Source organism: Citrobacter meridianamericanus, assembly GCF_041320245.1.
In the GTDB taxonomy this organism is placed as follows: domain Bacteria; phylum Pseudomonadota; class Gammaproteobacteria; order Enterobacterales; family Enterobacteriaceae; genus Citrobacter; species Citrobacter meridianamericanus.
Genome location: NZ_CP101036.1, coordinates 2,733,595 through 2,752,533 on the forward strand (window position 1 = coordinate 2,733,595; position 18,939 = coordinate 2,752,533).

At 46.2% G+C, this 18,939-nt stretch carries 29 protein-coding genes; 2 read left to right on the forward strand and 27 right to left on the reverse strand.

Annotated elements, in window-relative coordinates; translation table 11 throughout:
• Positions 1–43: 43 nt before the first annotated feature.
• The 3 genes from NMD08_RS13180 to NMD08_RS13190 all read right to left on the reverse strand — a co-directional run bounded on the left by NMD08_RS13180 (position 44) and on the right by NMD08_RS13190 (position 1,785).
• A complete protein-coding gene (locus NMD08_RS13180) occupies positions 44–346 on the reverse strand; it encodes a hypothetical protein (RefSeq protein WP_370618257.1) in 303 nt (100 codons plus the stop codon).
• Between the two features lie 276 nt (positions 347–622).
• Entirely contained in the window at positions 623–1,555 is a 933-nt protein-coding gene (locus NMD08_RS13185; RefSeq protein ID WP_370618245.1) for a replication initiation factor domain-containing protein, read from the reverse strand.
• Positions 1,556–1,569: 14 nt separating this feature from the next.
• The gene (locus NMD08_RS13190; protein WP_370618247.1) at positions 1,570–1,785 is read right to left on the reverse strand and encodes a hypothetical protein; all 216 of its coding nucleotides are present in this window, start codon (positions 1,783–1,785) and stop codon (positions 1,570–1,572) included.
• A gap of 145 nt (positions 1,786–1,930) precedes the next feature.
• On the opposite strand from NMD08_RS13190, the gene NMD08_RS13195 reads away from it, so the two are divergent.
• Entirely contained in the window at positions 1,931–2,155 is a 225-nt protein-coding gene (locus NMD08_RS13195; protein ID WP_370618249.1) for a hypothetical protein, read from the forward strand.
• Positions 2,156–3,243: 1,088 nt separating this feature from the next.
• On the opposite strand, the gene NMD08_RS13200 is transcribed toward NMD08_RS13195, so the two are convergent.
• From NMD08_RS13200 to NMD08_RS13275, 16 genes are all read right to left on the reverse strand, one after another.
• Positions 3,244–3,498 (reverse strand): hypothetical protein, encoded by a 255-nt coding sequence (locus tag NMD08_RS13200; RefSeq protein WP_370618217.1) that lies wholly within the window; start codon positions 3,496–3,498, stop codon positions 3,244–3,246.
• A gap of 10 nt (positions 3,499–3,508) precedes the next feature.
• Positions 3,509–4,726, reverse strand: a complete 1,218-nt coding sequence (locus tag NMD08_RS13205) for a type II secretion system protein GspD (protein WP_370618219.1) — start codon at positions 4,724–4,726, stop codon at positions 3,509–3,511.
• Entirely contained in the window at positions 4,723–5,532 is an 810-nt protein-coding gene (locus tag NMD08_RS13210; protein ID WP_370618251.1) for a zonular occludens toxin domain-containing protein, read from the reverse strand. Before NMD08_RS13210 ends, NMD08_RS13205 begins: the two co-directional genes overlap by 4 nt.
• Positions 5,533–5,534: 2 nt before the next feature.
• A complete protein-coding gene (locus NMD08_RS13215; protein WP_370618253.1) occupies positions 5,535–5,789 on the reverse strand; it encodes a zonular occludens toxin domain-containing protein in 255 nt (84 codons plus the stop codon).
• 9 nt (positions 5,790–5,798) lie between these two features.
• Positions 5,799–6,089 (reverse strand): DUF2523 family protein, encoded by a 291-nt coding sequence (locus tag NMD08_RS13220; RefSeq protein ID WP_370618223.1) that lies wholly within the window; start codon positions 6,087–6,089, stop codon positions 5,799–5,801.
• 10 nt (positions 6,090–6,099) lie between these two features.
• Positions 6,100–6,447, reverse strand: a complete 348-nt coding sequence (locus NMD08_RS13225; protein WP_370618225.1) for a hypothetical protein — start codon at positions 6,445–6,447, stop codon at positions 6,100–6,102.
• Complete coding sequence (locus NMD08_RS13230) at positions 6,447–6,677, reverse strand: hypothetical protein (protein ID WP_370618227.1); 231 nt, start codon at positions 6,675–6,677, stop codon at positions 6,447–6,449. Before NMD08_RS13230 ends, NMD08_RS13225 begins: the two co-directional genes overlap by 1 nt.
• Entirely contained in the window at positions 6,677–7,672 is a 996-nt protein-coding gene (locus tag NMD08_RS13235) for a hypothetical protein (protein WP_370618229.1), read from the reverse strand. The genes NMD08_RS13230 and NMD08_RS13235 overlap by 1 nt, the downstream gene beginning before the upstream one ends.
• Positions 7,673–8,264: 592 nt before the next feature.
• Entirely contained in the window at positions 8,265–9,785 is a 1,521-nt protein-coding gene (locus NMD08_RS13240) for a hypothetical protein (RefSeq protein WP_370618255.1), read from the reverse strand.
• 87 nt (positions 9,786–9,872) lie between these two features.
• A complete protein-coding gene (locus NMD08_RS13245; RefSeq protein WP_370618235.1) occupies positions 9,873–10,082 on the reverse strand; it encodes a hypothetical protein in 210 nt (69 codons plus the stop codon).
• A 58-nt stretch (positions 10,083–10,140) separates the two neighbouring features.
• Positions 10,141–10,359 (reverse strand): hypothetical protein, encoded by a 219-nt coding sequence (locus NMD08_RS13250; RefSeq protein WP_370618237.1) that lies wholly within the window; start codon positions 10,357–10,359, stop codon positions 10,141–10,143.
• Between the two features lie 3 nt (positions 10,360–10,362).
• Positions 10,363–10,599 (reverse strand): hypothetical protein, encoded by a 237-nt coding sequence (locus NMD08_RS13255; protein ID WP_370618239.1) that lies wholly within the window; start codon positions 10,597–10,599, stop codon positions 10,363–10,365.
• Positions 10,589–10,948 (reverse strand): putative zinc ribbon protein, encoded by a 360-nt coding sequence (locus tag NMD08_RS13260; protein WP_370618241.1) that lies wholly within the window; start codon positions 10,946–10,948, stop codon positions 10,589–10,591. Before NMD08_RS13260 ends, NMD08_RS13255 begins: the two co-directional genes overlap by 11 nt.
• 44 nt (positions 10,949–10,992) lie before the next feature.
• Positions 10,993–11,388: a hypothetical protein gene (locus tag NMD08_RS13265; RefSeq protein WP_370618243.1), complete on the reverse strand. Its 396-nt coding sequence runs from the start codon at positions 11,386–11,388 to the stop codon at positions 10,993–10,995.
• Between the two features lie 184 nt (positions 11,389–11,572).
• Complete coding sequence (locus NMD08_RS13270; protein ID WP_370618245.1) at positions 11,573–12,505, reverse strand: replication initiation factor domain-containing protein; 933 nt, start codon at positions 12,503–12,505, stop codon at positions 11,573–11,575.
• Positions 12,506–12,519: 14 nt separating this feature from the next.
• On the reverse strand, positions 12,520–12,735 hold the full coding sequence (locus NMD08_RS13275; protein ID WP_370618247.1) for a hypothetical protein: 216 nt from the start codon (positions 12,733–12,735) through the stop codon (positions 12,520–12,522).
• 145 nt (positions 12,736–12,880) lie between these two features.
• Between NMD08_RS13275 and NMD08_RS13280 the strand changes: the two genes are divergently transcribed.
• A complete protein-coding gene (locus NMD08_RS13280) occupies positions 12,881–13,108 on the forward strand; it encodes a hypothetical protein (RefSeq protein WP_370618259.1) in 228 nt (75 codons plus the stop codon).
• A 1,083-nt stretch (positions 13,109–14,191) separates the two neighbouring features.
• Here the strand turns inward: NMD08_RS13280 and NMD08_RS13285 are convergent.
• The 8 genes from NMD08_RS13285 to NMD08_RS13320 are packed head-to-tail and all read right to left on the reverse strand — an operon-like array spanning position 14,192 to position 18,620.
• Positions 14,192–14,446 (reverse strand): hypothetical protein, encoded by a 255-nt coding sequence (locus NMD08_RS13285; protein WP_370618217.1) that lies wholly within the window; start codon positions 14,444–14,446, stop codon positions 14,192–14,194.
• 10 nt (positions 14,447–14,456) lie between these two features.
• Positions 14,457–15,674 (reverse strand): type II secretion system protein GspD, encoded by a 1,218-nt coding sequence (locus tag NMD08_RS13290; RefSeq protein WP_370618219.1) that lies wholly within the window; start codon positions 15,672–15,674, stop codon positions 14,457–14,459.
• Entirely contained in the window at positions 15,671–16,480 is an 810-nt protein-coding gene (locus NMD08_RS13295) for a zonular occludens toxin domain-containing protein (protein WP_370618251.1), read from the reverse strand. Before NMD08_RS13295 ends, NMD08_RS13290 begins: the two co-directional genes overlap by 4 nt.
• Positions 16,481–16,482: 2 nt before the next feature.
• Positions 16,483–16,737, reverse strand: a complete 255-nt coding sequence (locus NMD08_RS13300) for a zonular occludens toxin domain-containing protein (protein ID WP_370618253.1) — start codon at positions 16,735–16,737, stop codon at positions 16,483–16,485.
• A gap of 9 nt (positions 16,738–16,746) precedes the next feature.
• Positions 16,747–17,037, reverse strand: coding sequence for a DUF2523 family protein (locus NMD08_RS13305; protein ID WP_370618223.1), 291 nt, complete (start codon positions 17,035–17,037; stop codon positions 16,747–16,749).
• Positions 17,038–17,047: 10 nt separating this feature from the next.
• Positions 17,048–17,395: a hypothetical protein gene (locus NMD08_RS13310; RefSeq protein ID WP_370618225.1), complete on the reverse strand. Its 348-nt coding sequence runs from the start codon at positions 17,393–17,395 to the stop codon at positions 17,048–17,050.
• Positions 17,395–17,625, reverse strand: a complete 231-nt coding sequence (locus NMD08_RS13315) for a hypothetical protein (RefSeq protein ID WP_370618227.1) — start codon at positions 17,623–17,625, stop codon at positions 17,395–17,397. The genes NMD08_RS13310 and NMD08_RS13315 overlap by 1 nt, the downstream gene beginning before the upstream one ends.
• Positions 17,625–18,620, reverse strand: coding sequence for a hypothetical protein (locus tag NMD08_RS13320; RefSeq protein ID WP_370618229.1), 996 nt, complete (start codon positions 18,618–18,620; stop codon positions 17,625–17,627). The genes NMD08_RS13315 and NMD08_RS13320 overlap by 1 nt, the downstream gene beginning before the upstream one ends.
• Positions 18,621–18,939 lie beyond the last annotated feature (319 nt).

Genomic DNA, 18,939 nt, shown 5'->3' on the forward strand with positions numbered 1-18,939 from the left:
ACAATTACCCCACGTCAGAAGAGGCCCCGAAGGGCCGAACAAATCAGGATTTAACAGACTGCTTTTCAATAGCAGAGGGTTTGGCATCAAGCGGAACACGGCTGAAATTACCATAGCCAGCAAGTTCAAAACCGCCAAGAACACTTTTACCATCACCACGACCACGGGCAGAACGTTTAAATCGGGGGATGATATAAATAAAATCATAGCCCTTAGAGCGTGCCAGCTTATATTCACTTTGAAGATAAAGTGTCAGTTTGCCGCAATCATCCTCCGGAACCTCTTCAGCAATAAAGCCATAACCTGTGGAACGGTCATTGCTTTCATAATCTGTAAGCGTATTCACACGACACATTAAACGAGATTCACCCGTTTTTTGTCAGTCCAGGGAATAACATCAGCACCAATACAAATAATAGCATCAGAAAAATCAGACATATCAATCACCTTTAATTTAATTACATAAAATTCAGACTGACCAGAACAATAAGTAAGCCACTTACACTAAGCCTTTATCAGAACGGTATCGGGCTGCTTTTTAAAAACTGGTCACGGACTATATATTCATAACTTTCATTTATCGGCATTCTTATACTGTCATCGTCAATATGCTCACCTCTTATTACGGTTTTGATAAATACGTCCACGTTGCCGCCCAGAACATGCAGAACGGCAGCGAGCTTTTTGAACACTGAGTACGAAGCCATTTCACCTCTGAATCAAAGGAACTCAAAGCCTTACGTGTGTCAGACAGCGACGGACGGAACGGATTTATTTTGCGGGGTTCAGCCGGATTAAGCTGGGCTGCATAATCACAAAGCCCCGTAAAATACCCCCGAATATCAAGCAGAATATCAACAGAAACATCTTTTAATTCAGCCTCAGAACGATTCCAGATTAAATCAAGACCAAGTTCCAGAGCCTTATTATAAATTCGCCAGTAAAGCAATGATTTACGACTACCTATCTTTAGTGATTCTTCATCACCTATTGTGTATTTATAGCCTTTTTTACTGTCTATACGGCGACCCCTTCCACGATAGAACGCATCATTTTTAAAGTCACTGTAAGCATGTTCTACCGTGAATACACCATCGAAATCATCCACACATAAATCAAGACGAGCCAGCTTCACCACACCAATATGAGTAAACCATTTATGAAGGTGTTCAGGTGATGTACCAGAAAATACATGCTGACACCCCTTCCCGTTAATCTGTATAAATACAGTCCCTTCATTGCCACCAACATAAAGACATCCTAATTCCTGGCGATTAGTGTCGTTATAGGCATATAACGGCGCATGATCCTTATAATTATAAAGGCCATATCCACGAAATACACCGAGATGTAAACCGAACTCAGCAGCCAGCCAGCGCCTAATCATTTCAATCCGGGCATCCAAAACCATACGATTATAGTTTTGAAGTTGGGCATCAAGAGCCTTGCGAGCCTGACGAAAATCACCGCCAAAATCTTCATTAGGGAATGTATAACCATCTACAAACTCGTCAAATGATTCTTCAATGTCACGGTTACTCAGAGGGCACCACATACGGGTTTTCGGATCTATAACGTCAGTAAAAAAGTATCACGCGCCAGAACATGACTACGGTAGGACGGGAGAATACCGAACTTGCGCCATTCTGCCTGATCAGGAAAGGTCACAAAATCTTTTACCGCCGAGGAATGCAGGACAAACGCCAGCCAGTCGATATTGACGGGACGATCATCAGAACGATCCACAGCTACCGCACTGATGTTGAGATCCTTTTCATTCTTCATAGCCACCCTCAAAACATGAAACATGCAACATGAAACATTTGCGGCAAACATACACAAATAATATGTAACATGTCAACCAGTAGCAGACGGGGAAGCGAATTGACCGTTAGACTAAGCGCTAAAACGAAACGTCAGGAGTTTACTTATGAGTGAATCAATAAAGGCAACGGTTAGACTTAAAAAACAAGAAGCTATAGAGCTTAAAGACAAAGCCTATGCATTAACCAGAAAGGCAATAATGAGCGGAAAGCACATTGTGCATACAGAATCAGATATAGTTCACTTTGCAATAGAAAACACATTAAAAAACATAGATATAAATGAAGATGGGCAACTGGTATTAAAACCAGATAACAAAAAAAACGCATAATGTGAAGTGCATCACAATACGTTTGAGTAGTAACGATGAATGACCCGCCTCATGCACACAGCTAAATCCAGTCGTTTTATCCCCCTGAAAACCTGACCAAAAAACGAGCAATTGCGGACGGATCCGCATTGTTCCGTTGAATTAACCCCCGTATTACATAGCGGGGGTTTTCATCGCGCCGTCATTATCGGGTTATCCAGGAGAGCAAGCGGCAGCGTCCCCTCCTCATACTTGCGGGGGAGCGCTGCGCGCTCGCCTCCTTTTCTGTCATTCCGGCAGCGATGACAAAACCCGCTTTGCAGAGAGGGGCGCGAACTGCCGTACATGGCCAGCATCATTGAACGGGAAATACAGCACCAGTGTGCCACCGAGCCGAACAGCAAAACCCCGCGCAATACTGCGCGGTGGGTATCGCTGGCGCTCCCATGCCCTGACGGGCATCAGCAGGTGGAAGATCTAAATGGATCGAGGGGACATTTGAATTTAGCGGTGAAGCGGACATTTCAAAACAGCCAGCCGAGGTGCGCACAATGCAGCCTATGCTAAATCGGCGCGGGCGCCTTAGCCGACGCGGTCGCTCGGCTGCGCAGATTCAACATAAGCTGCATCCACATTATGCGCACCACGGCTTATGTATGCCTGATATGGGAAAAATGAGCGCCGGTCATTCTGGTCAACAAATCCACCCCTCGTGAATAAAATCAGGTTCCGACGCTCATTTTTGTTCAGAAATTTTCAACGGACGATTTTGCAGCCCGTTTTCGCTAAGTTGATGATATTCATGAAATGGCGCCGCGCCGGTGATTCAGCTGCAGCGCAGTTGTCCACGAAATTTTTAACGCCAGTTGCACAAAAAACTGAATCTCATTTTACATCACTTATATTTCTTTCCGTACCTTTCAAACCGTCTTTGCCTTATCCAGCACGACAAAGGATCTGCGCCAGGCTCAAGCCACCACGGACGAAAAATAAGTATCAGCATATATAAAACCAAAACGATACACGCTATCCAACAAAACGCTTCGAACCCCATCATTCACTCTCCTTGAGTTACGTTAAAATTTTTACGTATTATCCCGCCTGTTACGTCATTTTTTCACGTAACCGCACAGGCCACCACCGACGAACGCCGCGCACTGGAGACAATGAAACCAGAAAGAAAGCAGATAGCAAACCGTCAGAAGAAACACCAGTGTAATAGCAACAAAACAATAGGACAGCATCACATCACCCACTAACCATGATTGCAAAATCAGCATGATAAGCCCCCAAAATGAAAGAACCAGAATCTCAATAAAACCAAGCCATAAAAGAGAATCTAAAATCTCTGCTTTCTTAATCATATTAACCCCCTTACGCTTTTGTCGTGTGAACCTGCAACACAATCAGAATATCGGTTTTTGACTTCTCATCTGACGACGACATAAACGCTTTCGGCAGGAACGAAAAACCCGTTTTCGCGTCGCTGTCTTTTGTCTCTGCCAGGCCGCCTAATACGATAATGTCGCCCGACTTAACCGACACGAACGTGGACACTTCGCGCTTGAGCAATGTTGGTGAATCATTCACGCCCGTATCCGTTTTCACAAAGTTGCTCAGTTGCTGACTGATTTTGATATCCGTCACCGCGCCGCGCACGTCCGGTTTAACATCGAGGATCACACCCGCATTACGATACTCAATCGACTGATAAGACGAGTTCTGATTGCGATCGACACCGCCGAGGACAGGCACTTCCTGACCGACAGAAAATTGCGCCGAATAGCCGGACTTCACCCGCAGCCGTGGCGAACTGACCACGTGAAAACGGCTGTCAGTGCGGAACAACTCATACAGCGCATCAAGCGACGAACTACCGATACGAATAAAGTTTTCATAACCGCCCGTCAGATTACCGGTACTGATGGTCACTTTCCCGTTAAGCAGTTTGGCGGCAAGCGCGAGGCCGGAGCCGTTCCGCTCATTGGTCTGCACTTCAAACACATAGCCCGCAACATAAACCTCATCGCCAGCCGTATCGATTGACGGCAAAACCTGCTCCATACGGCGTATGTTTTCCCGCGTACCGTAAAAAACAAGCACGTCCCCTGCTCTGTTGAGATTATCCGAGGCGGTATCCGGCTTAATCTTATCCGGCGAAATATCAAAGTCGCCAACGCCCTGTTTAGCGCTGAAATTCCCCTCCACAAACGTTCTCAGGATCTCAGACAAATAAGACACACTGCGAAAACGGGGCTGATACACAAAGACCTCCCGCCGTGGTTCAGCCGCCGCAGCCGCTTTCACTGGCGCAACATAATCAGTCCCGTTTTTAGAATGGATTTTAATATTCAGGTTGCCAAAATAACGTTCAATAAATGCCCGTTCATCAATTTCCGGCGTGATGCGAAGCGAAACAAGACGCGGATCATTCGCCAGTTCCGGCGCGAGCATATACGGACGGCTGAATACTTCGCTGTAAATCAGGTTAATGGCTTCAGGCAATGCCACCCTGTTAAGTTCCAGTGAAACACCGGCTGCATGCAGACTACCGGAAATCAGTAAAAGCGCTGAAAATATAATCCCTTTCATTTTGATGCCCCTTTTGTTATCTGACCAGACCACACCGTTATTTTTTCGTTATCTATTTCACCGGACATAAACAGCCCGTTAAACGTGAATGAAGTAAGCGGTTCCGTTCTGACTCTCCCGTCAGTATTAATCAGCACAATAAAGCCAATATTATTTTTCACTAACCGCCCGCCGATACGCCAGTCAGCTGAAACCACAGGGCGCGGAGGCGGTGGCGGCGTGGGTGGCACCTGCGAAACCCCGCCCGCAGCCGCTGTTGTCTGGGTGACAGCAGCATCAGCCGTTTCTGATGGTGAAGATGCCAGCGAAAAGAATTTAATGGTGTAATAAACACCAAAGCATATAAAGGCCAGCGGTAATAAAATATAGAGAAAAACAAATTTAGGTTGTAATACGGATTCCCGCTTATCAACCGTTTGTTCATTACCGTTCACGCCATCATAGGATTTATAAAGCGGGAATATCTCCTTTTTATAACTGCACTGATAGGACTGAATACGGCTTGATTTTGTCAGCCTGACCCCTTCAAACACATCAACCCGATAACGCTTTGATAACCCCAGCGCCGTGAGTTTTGTCATTCTGAACGTCTTGGATGTACGGTCCTTAATAAAACGAGCCACCGTCGCCAGTGACTGATTCATAAAAACAAAGTCACAGGAAATCCCCGTTTCAGCGTCAGTAAAATGACGATGCTCTGCAAAAAACGAACGATGTTCATTACAGATAGCCGAATCTTTATCCCATAAACGGTGTATTTCATCGGCGATAATTAAATCACCTGGCTTACAGAACGTGTCAGCCACAGCTAAACCATCACGGCCTTTATACGGGAAAAATCCCGCTTTTTCATGGCATCATCATCAACAACAATCAGTATCCCAAGCGCGTCACGGTCAGCCCTGAGTACATCCACGCAATAATCATACACAACGTCAGGCACGACACCGATAATGTTCGTAATGACCCGCCGCCCCGACAGAACGGCAGGCAACAGCACGTTAGCGACACACTCATACGACTTGCCGGAACCCGGTATGCCGATATAACCAGAAATTGCCATAACGCCCCCTTAATGCCCGACAACGGGTATCATCCCAATAATGAAGCGTGTCACCAGGGCGGAAAACACCACGGATAAGCCAAACGGTAATTGTGAGAGGTTGATAAAATACCAGGCAGTATCCGGTAACTGGTCAAAGAGTGAAATCAGGTTTGTGGACTCCGGCAGCAGCTTACTCACCACGCCCATAATTTCAGATATCAGGAAGGTTAACGCTCCAAAGATAATGGCCTTCATGGTGGCCTGTTTTAACACCCAGCCCAGCAGATAATTAATTGCAGAAACAAGAATACGGTACATAAAACACTCCTTATCGGACCAGAATAATGAGGCCCAGCATGGTCCAGCAAATAACAAAGAACAGGGCAATTAACTTTTTATTGTTCTCAGCCAGGATACAGAATGAATCCATCGAATAACTTTTATCGTAAAACGGGATATTAATTACCGGACACTGGACGGCATGAGTCGTTAACTCAAATTTCTGTAAAAACGGCATCACTGACGTAATCGGGGAAAGAATTTTATCGATAGTCCCGCCATCATCAAGGTCCGGCGACTGGATGCCAGGATCAGGACCAAAATCCACTTTGACCGATTCCTGTTTAGAGGCCATTTCATGACTGATATAGGCGTTCTGCGTGTCATCCCACTGCATTAAATGAATGGCATCCCCTTTACAGGCGTGAATAAATCCGCTGCGGTCGGGTTCAGGGAACGCTCATTCATCACCTGTGAAACCACCGCAGACGTGACAGACAAAGACGATGTGTAAGGTACGCCGCTGTAACCCTCATCCGCCGCCGCAGCCGCCCATGCGTTATTGAGCAGTAATGAAAACGCAGAGGCCAGCAGAGCAGTACGCCGCATTGACGCAGAGTAAGACATTAATAACGTGGCGTCCCCCTCAAAGGGAGAGCGGACAACATGACGCACCTCAGCAGGAAAATATAAAGGGGCATTAATACTGACAGTCTGCTTTCCCGATAAGGGGAAAATCCAAAAGACCTTTCGTCAGTCAGGGACGAACCGGAAACAGTACAGACACTCTTTCCGGTATAACCCGCCTCAAACTCATAAGAACTGTTCAGATAAACAGACTCACCATTAACACTGTAATCACTGTATCTTCCTTTCGGCGTCAGGGTTTTAGTGTTATCCAGCGTCAGCGTACACCCCGAATATTTCGGCGTCCCGTCACTGTCATAGGTATTCATCATAATGTTTTCATACTCAGCATGGCGCTGATAAATAATCTTATACGCCGCATCAGCATACAGGCCGGAATAAAAATCAACCACGCCCTGTGCCGTATCGGCAACGATATACCCGTTTTTATAACGGAGGGAATAAACATCCGCGCCCGCACTTTCTGCTATGCGGGCCACGCCCTTACTTTCAAACGTGTCAGAAACGATTTTCATACTGAATAACGGTAAAGGATTAAGCGATGACGCCTCCCCGTATTCACCCTCATAATACGTTCCGTCAGGCAGCGAGGAAACCCATGTTACTGACGCCGGATATTTTGAATACTCAGAGCTTAAATCATCCGCATTAAACATATTTATATTCACCACCCTGGCATTCAGGAATAAGTTTGCATATGACACCCCGTTCAGGCGGGAATATCGGGAGGGATTCAGGTTCAGGGATAACTTTTCGGACGCCCGTTTTATCGTTTGGGCATACGCATCAGGCGCGAGCACAGTGTCCTCTTTACCCTGGTAATATTTCACAGCCTGGGTAAGGGAAACGGAAAATGACACTGACAATAATTCATCTATCACGCCGGACGAATCCAGTATATTTCCATTCAGTAATGGCTCTGCTGTCGCCGAAAACGTCAGGCACAGCGGGATAACCGCATACAGTCTGTTCACTTTAACCCCCAAAAGATAAAGGCCAGGACAACACCCGCGCCCTGAACATTTTCATTTGCTGGCAGCATTTTATTTACCGTCCGTGTGTCAGGCCGGAAAGAACAGGCCAGAACTGACCTTAAACGCGTAAGTGCCACTCTCACCCTCAGTACACTTACGCTTCCTCGTTCACTAACTCGCGTCGCTCGGGACGTGAACTGCGGCGAGCGTTGCATTCTCACGCGTAATTTAATGTTGCGTAATTGCCTTAAAAAAGGAGGCCAGACAGCACCGGAGCCGGAAAGAAAAAACCGCCTGGCAAGGAAATGATTTTTACCCCGTGTTTTATCCCTGCCTGAAAGAAAAAGAAAAAACAAACGGCATGAATGTCCTGTCCACTTTTACCCCCTTCGCCTGACGACAATAAAAAGCGCCAGCATCGACCATCCTGTCATGAAAAATAAGGATATGAGCGGCGCGATGTTATTCATTATTTTGCAGTGATTTTCCAGAATAAAACGTTTACCCAGGTATTCAATATTAACCTCAAAAACCGGACACTGTGCCGCGCGTGAGCGCAGGCTTATATCATGCATAAACGGGAGGATATTTGTTATCGGTGCAAGAATAACATCCATCGGCAGCGGCGCAGGTAAAACGGGGGCTGTATATTGGGGTCAGTCCCGAAATCCAGTTCGGGCACCTGCTCAATATACGTGTTAGACACATACTGATTAAGCGTAATATTGTAGACAGGCATATCCCAGTAACCCGTTTTACTCACAGGCTCCAGCAGGTCAGCCACGGATAAATTAAGATTTCTGGCGGTCATCACCTCAGCAACCGTTGCCGATGAAATCGCCACTGACGGGCTGTAAGGGAGTCCGGCATAGCCTGGACGTAAAGACGCCGCCGCCCATGCAGTGTTAAGCATTGAGGCCACCTGAGCCGCCGTTAAAGGGGCGCGCGCCAGTTCTGCCATGACCTGGGGTTGTGTATGCAGCGGTGACGTCACCACCGCCCCCATGCCTGTCGTGTTCTCCTTTACCGCAAGCGACGATGAAGGGGAAACGTCCTGCGACGTAAAAAAATAGCCAGGTGATTCCTGTTTATTATTTTTTATTACTGACGACTGTAAAATATATTCATTATTTTTATCACGATAATAAGTATCAACCCTGTATTTATTATTAAAAATAAGTGGCGGAATGGAAACAGAAAGAGATGAAACATAAGGCAGGGACACAATCGAACCGTTAATATTATACTGACCTCTCGCGTCAGAATGAGTAACAGACTTAAACAAATCAGGAAAATAAAAATCATCGACGTGCAAGGGAGTGTAGATTTCCTTTATATTACTGGCGGGATAACGTTCACCACCCGTAACGCAATGTGCACACACGCGAAGAAAATACGCATAATCACTGACCGCCCGCGCATGGACCTGATTAATGGTTTCCGCACGTCCCGCGATGTATAAATCAAGTAAGTTGTCAGCCGTGTTTGCCGTGGCATAGCCGTATTTATTGGGATTAAAGCTGTTATCAAAACCCGATGAAGAAATATTATAAACTCCGGTGGGAGCCGGAGACATTACCGCATCAGTGGATACGGTCGGATAGTAAGCCGGACTCAACGGCGGTATTAAGACAGGAACAGGATTTACCCTGGACGGCGCACCATAGAGAGCCTCAGCACCTGAAATTTTCGGGGATAATGCAGCCAGTTCTGCCGGAGATGTAACATTCACAATTTTCCCCTGATACGTTTCCACATTAAACGCCGAAGGATTTATAACCCCCATCGCCACAGCCGTGGCACCCACCGCAGGAATACGCCCCTCAGCACGCAGGTTATTACCCACAGTTTCCGCAAAAGTTACCCTGTCTAATTCGTTATTCATTCCGCGAATAGTCTCACCCAGAACAACCGTGGTGATAACGCCCGTTGCAACCGACGCCGCAGTAGAGACCGCCATGACCTCGACAACAGAAGATGTGGCAAGCGGAACGGCAGCAAGAAGGAAAGGTAAAATGGCATGAGAAGGCCGTGGAAAGGAAAACGTCAGCAGAAAGATAATAAGAAAATAAACCGCTACCCTTTCAGGCCAATAATAACGACGTAAGCGCATAACAGCCCCCACAGAAAAAAAGCACGTGCCAGATATCACCCATAAATAAAAGGGGAAAGGTTGCCCCTTCCCCGCTCCTGTTAATAATTAAGCCGCTTTGAGGAAACTAATCAGTTTTTTAACACCATTGACAACAACATACAGCCCCGCAACCACGCCACCCACAGCCATAATTGCAGCAATGACCGAAGCATAATCAACGGATCCTGAAATAGGCGTAAAATCAACCGTGGTTCCCGCCGCAAAAGCCTGAGCCGACAGGATGGAAAACAAAATCGCAACAAAATATTTAGACATAATAAAATCCTCTTTGACTTAAATTAAAAGAAACAGAAAGAACAATAACACTTACAGTTTACCCCTCCTTGATTAATTTAATAATAACCCCCGCACAATGGGAGACAAGCCATAACGACATGACCGTGGAAAAGGAAAGAATAAAATAAGGCGCTGAGTCAGCATAATCAGGCGCTGACAATGACAGACTGACAGGAATACTTGCCACATCAACAGATACGGTCTGGCAGACTTTATCAGCCACATTACAAATTGTTCCCGTCAGTTCATTAGCCATAATTTACTTCCCTTTGACAAACATCACCCTGAAATCATCGACAGAAATCTCTACTGCTTTAATATTTCTGTATATCGAATGTTTAGTAATACAAACTTTATTATGAATAGAATATGGTGATAAAAATACAAAACCAGCGTCAATATTAATCCTTGCATAGAAAGAATAAACAAAAACCTGATATCCATTACTGGATGCATAAGCAATTAACTGGCGAAATAAATCATTTTCATGATTCATAGTCAACCCCAACGCAATAAACATGATTACCACAACGGGGACAAATGCGCTGACCTGAAAACTCAATATTACAGGCAACGCAGCGATACTTAACCGGACGCGAATAACCCGTATTATCCGTCAGATGGCTAACAGCCAGCTCTATGGCAGACGTCAGGCCAATGGCGAAAACCGGAGCCGGACGGCAGGCAGAACGGCGCAGTTCAGACCGCTGCTGATGCCCTGCCAGTTCAGCGACAGACTTTTTATAATATTTACGGATAAACGGCGAATCCGGATCAAACGAATTAATATCGCAGAAGCGCGCATAATCCAGCGGGTCAGAAATACCGGGATATGACTTAATCATCACAATTACCCCACGTCAGAAGAGGCCCCGAAGGGCCGAACAAATCAGGATTTAACAGACTGCTTTTCAATAGCAGAGGGTTTGGCATCAAGCGGAACACGGCTGAAATTACCATAGCCAGCAAGTTCAAAACCGCCAAGAACACTTTTACCATCACCACGACCACGGGCAGAACGTTTAAATCGGGGGATGATATAAATAAAATCATAGCCCTTAGAGCGTGCCAGCTTATATTCACTTTGAAGATAAAGTGTCAGTTTGCCGCAATCATCCTCCGGAACCTCTTCAGCAATAAAGCCATAACCTGTGGAACGGTCATTGCTTTCATAATCTGTAAGCGTATTCACACGACACATTAAACGAGATTCACCCGTTTTTTTGTCAGTCCAGGGAATAACATCAGCACCAATACAAATAATAGCATCAGAAAAATCAGACATATCAATCACCTTTAATTTAATTACATAAAATTCAGACTGACCAGAACAATAAGTAAGCCACTTACACTAAGCCTTTATCAGAACGGTATCGGGCTGCTTTTTAAAAACTGGTCACGGACTATATATTCATAACTTTCATTTATCGGCATTCTTATACTGTCATCGTCAATATGCTCACCTCTTATTACGGTTTTGATAAATACGTCCACGTTGCCGCCCAGAACATGCAGAACGGCAGCGAGCTTTTTGAACACTGAGTACGAAGCCATTTCACCTCTGAATCAAAGGAACTCAAAGCCTTACGTGTGTCAGACAGCGACGGACGGAACGGATTTATTTTGCGGGGTTCAGCCGGATTAAGCTGGGCTGCATAATCACAAAGCCCCGTAAAATACCCCCGAATATCAAGCAGAATATCAACAGAAACATCTTTTAATTCAGCCTCAGAACGATTCCAGATTAAATCAAGACCAAGTTCCAGAGCCTTATTATAAATTCGCCAGTAAAGCAATGATTTACGACTACCTATCTTTAGTGATTCTTCATCACCTATTGTGTATTTATAGCCTTTTTTACTGTCTATACGGCGACCCCTTCCACGATAGAACGCATCATTTTTAAAGTCACTGTAAGCATGTTCTACCGTGAATACACCATCGAAATCATCCACACATAAATCAAGACGAGCCAGCTTCACCACACCAATATGAGTAAACCATTTATGAAGGTGTTCAGGTGATGTACCAGAAAATACATGCTGACACCCCTTCCCGTTAATCTGTATAAATACAGTCCCTTCATTGCCACCAACATAAAGACATCCTAATTCCTGGCGATTAGTGTCGTTATAGGCATATAACGGCGCATGATCCTTATAATTATAAAGGCCATATCCACGAAATACACCGAGATGTAAACCGAACTCAGCAGCCAGCCAGCGCCTAATCATTTCAATCCGGGCATCCAAAACCATACGATTATAGTTTTGAAGTTGGGCATCAAGAGCCTTGCGAGCCTGACGAAAATCACCGCCAAAATCTTCATTAGGGAATGTATAACCATCTACAAACTCGTCAAATGATTCTTCAATGTCACGGTTACTCAGAGGGCACCACATACGGGTTTTCGGATCTATAACGTCAGTAAAAAAGTATCACGCGCCAGAACATGACTACGGTAGGACGGGAGAATACCGAACTTGCGCCATTCTGCCTGATCAGGAAAGGTCACAAAATCTTTTACCGCCGAGGAATGCAGGACAAACGCCAGCCAGTCGATATTGACGGGACGATCATCAGAACGATCCACAGCTACCGCACTGATGTTGAGATCCTTTTCATTCTTCATAGCCACCCTCAAAACATGAAACATGCAACATGAAACATTTGCGGCAAACATACACAAATAATATGTAACATGTCAACCAGTAGCAGACGGGGAAGCGAATTGACCGTTAGACTAAGCGCTAAAACGAAACGTCAGGAGTTTACTTATGAGTGAATCAATAAAGGCAACGGTTAGACTTAAAAAACAAGAAGCTATAGAGCTTAAAGACAAAGCCTATGCATTAACCAGAAAGGCAATAATGAGCGGAAAGCACATTGTGCATACAGAATCAGATATAGTTCACTTTGCAATAGAAAACACATTAAAAAACATAGATATAAATGAAGATGGGCAACTGGTATTAAAACCAGATAACAAAAAACGCATAATGTGAAGTGCATCACAATACGTTTGAGTAGTAACGATGAATGACCCGCCTCATGCACACAGCTAAATCCAGTCGTTTTATCCCCTGAAAACCTGACCAAAAAACGAGCAATTGCGGACGGATCCGCATTGTTCCGTTGAATTAACCCCCGTATTACATAGCGGGGGTTTTCATCGCGCCGTCATTATCGGGTTATCCAGGAGAGCAAGCGGCAGCGTCCCCTCCTCATACTTGCGGGGGAGCGCTGCGCGCTCGCCTCCTTTTCTGTCATTCCGGCAGCGATGACAAAACCCGCTTTGCAGAGAGGGGCGCGAACTGCCGTACATGGCCAGCATCATTGAACGGGAAATACAGCACCAGTGTGCCACCGAGCCGAACAGCAAAACCCCGCGCAATACTGCGCGGTGGGTATCGCTGGCGCTCCCATGCCCTGACGGGCATCAGCAGGTGGAAGATCTAAATGGATCGAGGGGACATTTGAATTTAGCGGTGAAGCGGACATTTCAAAACAGCCAGCCGAGGTGCGCACAATGCAGCCTATGCTAAATCGGCGCGGGCGCCTTAGCCGACGCGGTCGCTCGGCTGCGCAGATTCAACATAAGCTGCATCCACATTATGCGCACCACGGCTTATGTATGCCTGATATGGGAAAAATGAGCGCCGGTCATTCTGGTCAACAAATCCACCCCTCGTGAATAAAATCAGGTTCCGACGCTCATTTTTGTTCAGAAATTTTCAACGGACGATTTTGCAGCCCGTTTTCGCTAAGTTGATGATATTCATGAAATGGCGCCGCGCCGGTGATTCAGCTGCAGCGCAGTTGTCCACGAAATTTTTAACGCCAGTTGCACAAAAAAACTGAATCTCATTTTACATCACTTATATTTCTTTCCGTACCTTTCAAACCGTCTTTGCCTTATCCAGCACGACAAAGGATCTGCGCCAGGCTCAAGCCACCACGGACGAAAAATAAGTATCAGCATATATAAAACCAAAACGATACACGCTATCCAACAAAACGCTTCGAACCCCATCATTCACTCTCCTTGAGTTACGTTAAAATTTTTACGTATTATCCCGCCTGTTACGTCATTTTTTCACGTAACCGCACAGGCCACCACCGACGAACGCCGCGCACTGGAGACAATGAAACCAGAAAGAAAGCAGATAGCAAACCGTCAGAAGAAACACCAGTGTAATAGCAACAAAACAATAGGACAGCATCACATCACCCACTAACCATGATTGCAAAATCAGCATGATAAGCCCCCAAAATGAAAGAACCAGAATCTCAATAAAACCAAGCCATAAAAGAGAATCTAAAATCTCTGCTTTCTTAATCATATTAACCCCCTTACGCTTTTGTCGTGTGAACCTGCAACACAATCAGAATATCGGTTTTTGACTTCTCATCTGACGACGACATAAACGCTTTCGGCAGGAACGAAAAACCCGTTTTCGCGTCGCTGTCTTTTGTCTCTGCCAGGCCGCCTAATACGATAATGTCGCCCGACTTAACCGACACGAACGTGGACACTTCGCGCTTGAGCAATGTTGGTGAATCATTCACGCCCGTATCCGTTTTCACAAAGTTGCTCAGTTGCTGACTGATTTTGATATCCGTCACCGCGCCGCGCACGTCCGGTTTAACATCGAGGATCACACCCGCATTACGATACTCAATCGACTGATAAGACGAGTTCTGATTGCGATCGACACCGCCGAGGACAGGCACTTCCTGACCGACAGAAAATTGCGCCGAATAGCCGGACTTCACCCGCAGCCGTGGCGAACTGACCACGTGAAAACGGCTGTCAGTGCGGAACAACTCATACAGCGCATCAAGCGACGAACTACCGATACGAATAAAGTTTTCATAACCGCCCGTCAGATTACCGGTACTGATGGTCACTTTCCCGTTAAGCAGTTTGGCGGCAAGCGCGAGGCCGGAGCCGTTCCGCTCATTGGTCTGCACTTCAAACACATAGCCCGCAACATAAACCTCATCGCCAGCCGTATCGATTGACGGCAAAACCTGCTCCATACGGCGTATGTTTTCCCGCGTACCGTAAAAAACAAGCACGTCCCCTGCTCTGTTGAGATTATCCGAGGCGGTATCCGGCTTAATCTTATCCGGCGAAATATCAAAGTCGCCAACGCCCTGTTTAGCGCTGAAATTCCCCTCCACAAACGTTCTCAGGATCTCAGACAAATAAGACACACTGCGAAAACGGGGCTGATACACAAAGACCTCCCGCCGTGGTTCAGCCGCCGCAGCCGCTTTCACTGGCGCAACATAATCAGTCCCGTTTTTAGAATGGATTTTAATATTCAGGTTGCCAAAATAACGTTCAATAAATGCCCGTTCATCAATTTCCGGCGTGATGCGAAGCGAAACAAGACGCGGATCATTCGCCAGTTCCGGCGCGAGCATATACGGACGGCTGAATACTTCGCTGTAAATCAGGTTAATGGCTTCAGGCAATGCCACCCTGTTAAGTTCCAGTGAAACACCGGCTGCATGCAGACTACCGGAAATCAGTAAAAGCGCTGAAAATATAATCCCTTTCATTTTGATGCCCCTTTTGTTATCTGACCAGACCACACCGTTATTTTTTCGTTATCTATTTCACCGGACATAAACAGCCCGTTAAACGTGAATGAAGTAAGCGGTTCCGTTCTGACTCTCCCGTCAGTATTAATCAGCACAATAAAGCCAATATTATTTTTCACTAACCGCCCGCCGATACGCCAGTCAGCTGAAACCACAGGGCGCGGAGGCGGTGGCGGCGTGGGTGGCACCTGCGAAACCCCGCCCGCAGCCGCTGTTGTCTGGGTGACAGCAGCATCAGCCGTTTCTGATGGTGAAGATGCCAGCGAAAAGAATTTAATGGTGTAATAAACACCAAAGCATATAAAGGCCAGCGGTAATAAAATATAGAGAAAAACAAATTTAGGTTGTAATACGGATTCCCGCTTATCAACCGTTTGTTCATTACCGTTCACGCCATCATAGGATTTATAAAGCGGGAATATCTCCTTTTTATAACTGCACTGATAGGACTGAATACGGCTTGATTTTGTCAGCCTGACCCCTTCAAACACATCAACCCGATAACGCTTTGATAACCCCAGCGCCGTGAGTTTTGTCATTCTGAACGTCTTGGATGTACGGTCCTTAATAAAACGAGCCACCGTCGCCAGTGACTGATTCATAAAAACAAAGTCACAGGAAATCCCCGTTTCAGCGTCAGTAAAATGACGATGCTCTGCAAAAAACGAACGATGTTCATTACAGATAGCCGAATCTTTATCCCATAAACGGTGTATTTCATCGGCGATAATTAAATCACCTGGCTTACAGAACGTGTCAGCCACAGCTAAACCATCACGGCCTTTATACGGGAAAAATCCCGCTTTTTCATGGCATCATCATCAACAACAATCAGTATCCCAAGCGCGTCACGGTCAGCCCTGAGTACATCCACGCAATAATCATACACAACGTCAGGCACGACACCGATAATGTTCGTAATGACCCGCCGCCCCGACAGAACGGCAGGCAACAGCACGTTAGCGACACACTCATACGACTTGCCGGAACCCGGTATGCCGATATAACCAGAAATTGCCATAACGCCCCCTTAATGCCCGACAACGGGTATCATCCCAATAATGAAGCGTGTCACCAGGGCGGAAAACACCACGGATAAGCCAAACGGTAATTGTGAGAGGTTGATAAAATACCAGGCAGTATCCGGTAACTGGTCAAAGAGTGAAATCAGGTTTGTGGACTCCGGCAGCAGCTTACTCACCACGCCCATAATTTCAGATATCAGGAAGGTTAACGCTCCAAAGATAATGGCCTTCATGGTGGCCTGTTTTAACACCCAGCCCAGCAGATAATTAATTGCAGAAACAAGAATACGGTACATAAAACACTCCTTATCGGACCAGAATAATGAGGCCCAGCATGGTCCAGCAAATAACAAAGAACAGGGCAATTAACTTTTTATTGTTCTCAGCCAGGATACAGAATGAATCCATCGAATAACTTTTATCGTAAAACGGGATATTAATTACCGGACACTGGACGGCATGAGTCGTTAACTCAAATTTCTGTAAAAACGGCATCACTGACGTAATCGGGGAAAGAATTTTATCGATAGTCCCGCCATCATCAAGGTCCGGCGACTGGATGCCAGGATCAGGACCAAAATCCACTTTGACCGATTCCTGTTTAGAGGCCATTTCATGACTGATATAGGCGTTCTGCGTGTCATCCCACTGCATTAAATGAATGGCATCCCCTTTACAGGCGTGAATAAATCCGCTGCGGTCGGGTTCAGGGAACGCTCATTCATCACCTGTGAAACCACCGCAGACGTGACAGACAAAGACGATGTGTAAGGTACGCCGCTGTAACCCTCATCCGCCGCCGCAGCCGCCCATGCGTTATTGAGCAGTAATGAAAACGCAGAGGCCAGCAGAGCAGTACGCCGCATTGACGCAGAGTAAGACATTAATAACGTGGCGTCCCCCTCAAAGGGAGAGCGGACAACATGACGCACCTCAGCAGGAAAATATAAAGGGGCATTAATACTGACAGTCTGCTTTCCCGATAAGGGGAAAATCCAAAAGACCTTTCGTCAGTCAGGGACGAACCGGAAACAGTACAGACACTCTTTCCGGTATAACCCGCCTCAAACTCATAAGAACTGTTCAGATAAACAGACTCACCATTAACACTGTAATCACTGTATCTTCCTTTCGGCGTCAGGGTTTTAGTGTTATCCAGCGTCAGCGTACACCCCGAATATTTCGGCGTCCCGTCACTGTCATAGGTATTCATCATAATGTTTTCATACTCAGCATGGCGCTGATAAATAATCTTATACGCCGCATCAGCATACAGGCCGGAATAAAAATCAACCACGCCCTGTGCCGTATCGGCAACGATATACCCGTTTTTATAACGGAGGGAATAAACATCCGCGCCCGCACTTTCTGCTATGCGGGCCACGCCCTTACTTTCAAACGTGTCAGAAACGATTTTCATACTGAATAACGGTAAAGGATTAAGCGATGACGCCTCCCCGTATTCACCCTCATAATACGTTCCGTCAGGCAGCGAGGAAACCCATGTTACTGACGCCGGATATTTTGAATACTCAGAGCTTAAATCATCCGCATTAAACATATTTATATTCACCACCCTGGCATTCAGGAATAAGTTTGCATATGACACCCCGTTCAGGCGGGAATATCGGGAGGGATTCAGGTTCAGGGATAACTTTTCGGACGCCCGTTTTATCGTTTGGGCATACGCATCAGGCGCGAGCACAGTGTCCTCTTTACCCTGGTAATATTTCACAGCCTGGGTAAGGGAAACGGAAAATGACACTGACAATAATTCATCTATCACGCCGGACGAATCCAGTATATTTCCATTCAGTAATGGCTCTGCTGTCGCCGAAAACGTCAGGCACAGCGGGATAACCGCATACAGTCTGTTCACTTTAACCCCCAAAAGATAAAGGCCAGGACAACACCCGCGCCCTGAACATTTTCATTTGCTGGCAGCATTTTATTTACCGTCCGTGTGTCAGGCCGGAAAGAACAGGCCAGAACTGACCTTAAACGCGTAAGTGCCACTCTCACCCTCAGTACACTTACGCTTCCTCGTTCACTAACTCGCGTCGCTCGGGACGTGAACTGCGGCGAGCGTTGCATTCTCACGCGTAATTTAATGTTGCGTAATTGCCTTAAAAAAGGAGGCCAGACAGCACCGGAGCCGGAAAGAAAAAACCGCCTGGCAAGGAAATGATTTTTACCCC

Coding starts and splice junctions, on each gene's coding strand:
- NMD08_RS13185 (WP_370618245.1), bottom strand. CDS start 1,555: ATGTGGTGCCCTCTGAGTAACCGTGACATTGAAGAATCATTTGACGAG.
- NMD08_RS13190 (WP_370618247.1), bottom strand. CDS start 1,785: ATGAAGAATGAAAAGGATCTCAACATCAGTGCGGTAGCTGTGGATCGT.
- NMD08_RS13195 (WP_370618249.1), top strand. CDS start 1,931: ATGAGTGAATCAATAAAGGCAACGGTTAGACTTAAAAAACAAGAAGCT.
- NMD08_RS13200 (WP_370618217.1), bottom strand. CDS start 3,498: ATGATTAAGAAAGCAGAGATTTTAGATTCTCTTTTATGGCTTGGTTTT.
- NMD08_RS13205 (WP_370618219.1), bottom strand. CDS start 4,726: ATGAAAGGGATTATATTTTCAGCGCTTTTACTGATTTCCGGTAGTCTG.
- NMD08_RS13215 (WP_370618253.1), bottom strand. CDS start 5,789: ATGGCAATTTCTGGTTATATCGGCATACCGGGTTCCGGCAAGTCGTAT.
- NMD08_RS13220 (WP_370618223.1), bottom strand. CDS start 6,089: ATGTACCGTATTCTTGTTTCTGCAATTAATTATCTGCTGGGCTGGGTG.
- NMD08_RS13225 (WP_370618225.1), bottom strand. CDS start 6,447: ATGCAGTGGGATGACACGCAGAACGCCTATATCAGTCATGAAATGGCC.
- NMD08_RS13230 (WP_370618227.1), bottom strand. CDS start 6,677: ATGTCTTACTCTGCGTCAATGCGGCGTACTGCTCTGCTGGCCTCTGCG.
- NMD08_RS13240 (WP_370618255.1), bottom strand. CDS start 9,785: ATGCGCTTACGTCGTTATTATTGGCCTGAAAGGGTAGCGGTTTATTTT.
- NMD08_RS13245 (WP_370618235.1), bottom strand. CDS start 10,082: ATGTCTAAATATTTTGTTGCGATTTTGTTTTCCATCCTGTCGGCTCAG.
- NMD08_RS13250 (WP_370618237.1), bottom strand. CDS start 10,359: ATGGCTAATGAACTGACGGGAACAATTTGTAATGTGGCTGATAAAGTC.
- NMD08_RS13255 (WP_370618239.1), bottom strand. CDS start 10,599: ATGAATCATGAAAATGATTTATTTCGCCAGTTAATTGCTTATGCATCC.
- NMD08_RS13260 (WP_370618241.1), bottom strand. CDS start 10,948: ATGATTAAGTCATATCCCGGTATTTCTGACCCGCTGGATTATGCGCGC.
- NMD08_RS13265 (WP_370618243.1), bottom strand. CDS start 11,388: ATGTCTGATTTTTCTGATGCTATTATTTGTATTGGTGCTGATGTTATT.
- NMD08_RS13270 (WP_370618245.1), bottom strand. CDS start 12,505: ATGTGGTGCCCTCTGAGTAACCGTGACATTGAAGAATCATTTGACGAG.
- NMD08_RS13275 (WP_370618247.1), bottom strand. CDS start 12,735: ATGAAGAATGAAAAGGATCTCAACATCAGTGCGGTAGCTGTGGATCGT.
- NMD08_RS13280 (WP_370618259.1), top strand. CDS start 12,881: ATGAGTGAATCAATAAAGGCAACGGTTAGACTTAAAAAACAAGAAGCT.
- NMD08_RS13285 (WP_370618217.1), bottom strand. CDS start 14,446: ATGATTAAGAAAGCAGAGATTTTAGATTCTCTTTTATGGCTTGGTTTT.
- NMD08_RS13290 (WP_370618219.1), bottom strand. CDS start 15,674: ATGAAAGGGATTATATTTTCAGCGCTTTTACTGATTTCCGGTAGTCTG.
- NMD08_RS13300 (WP_370618253.1), bottom strand. CDS start 16,737: ATGGCAATTTCTGGTTATATCGGCATACCGGGTTCCGGCAAGTCGTAT.
- NMD08_RS13305 (WP_370618223.1), bottom strand. CDS start 17,037: ATGTACCGTATTCTTGTTTCTGCAATTAATTATCTGCTGGGCTGGGTG.
- NMD08_RS13310 (WP_370618225.1), bottom strand. CDS start 17,395: ATGCAGTGGGATGACACGCAGAACGCCTATATCAGTCATGAAATGGCC.
- NMD08_RS13315 (WP_370618227.1), bottom strand. CDS start 17,625: ATGTCTTACTCTGCGTCAATGCGGCGTACTGCTCTGCTGGCCTCTGCG.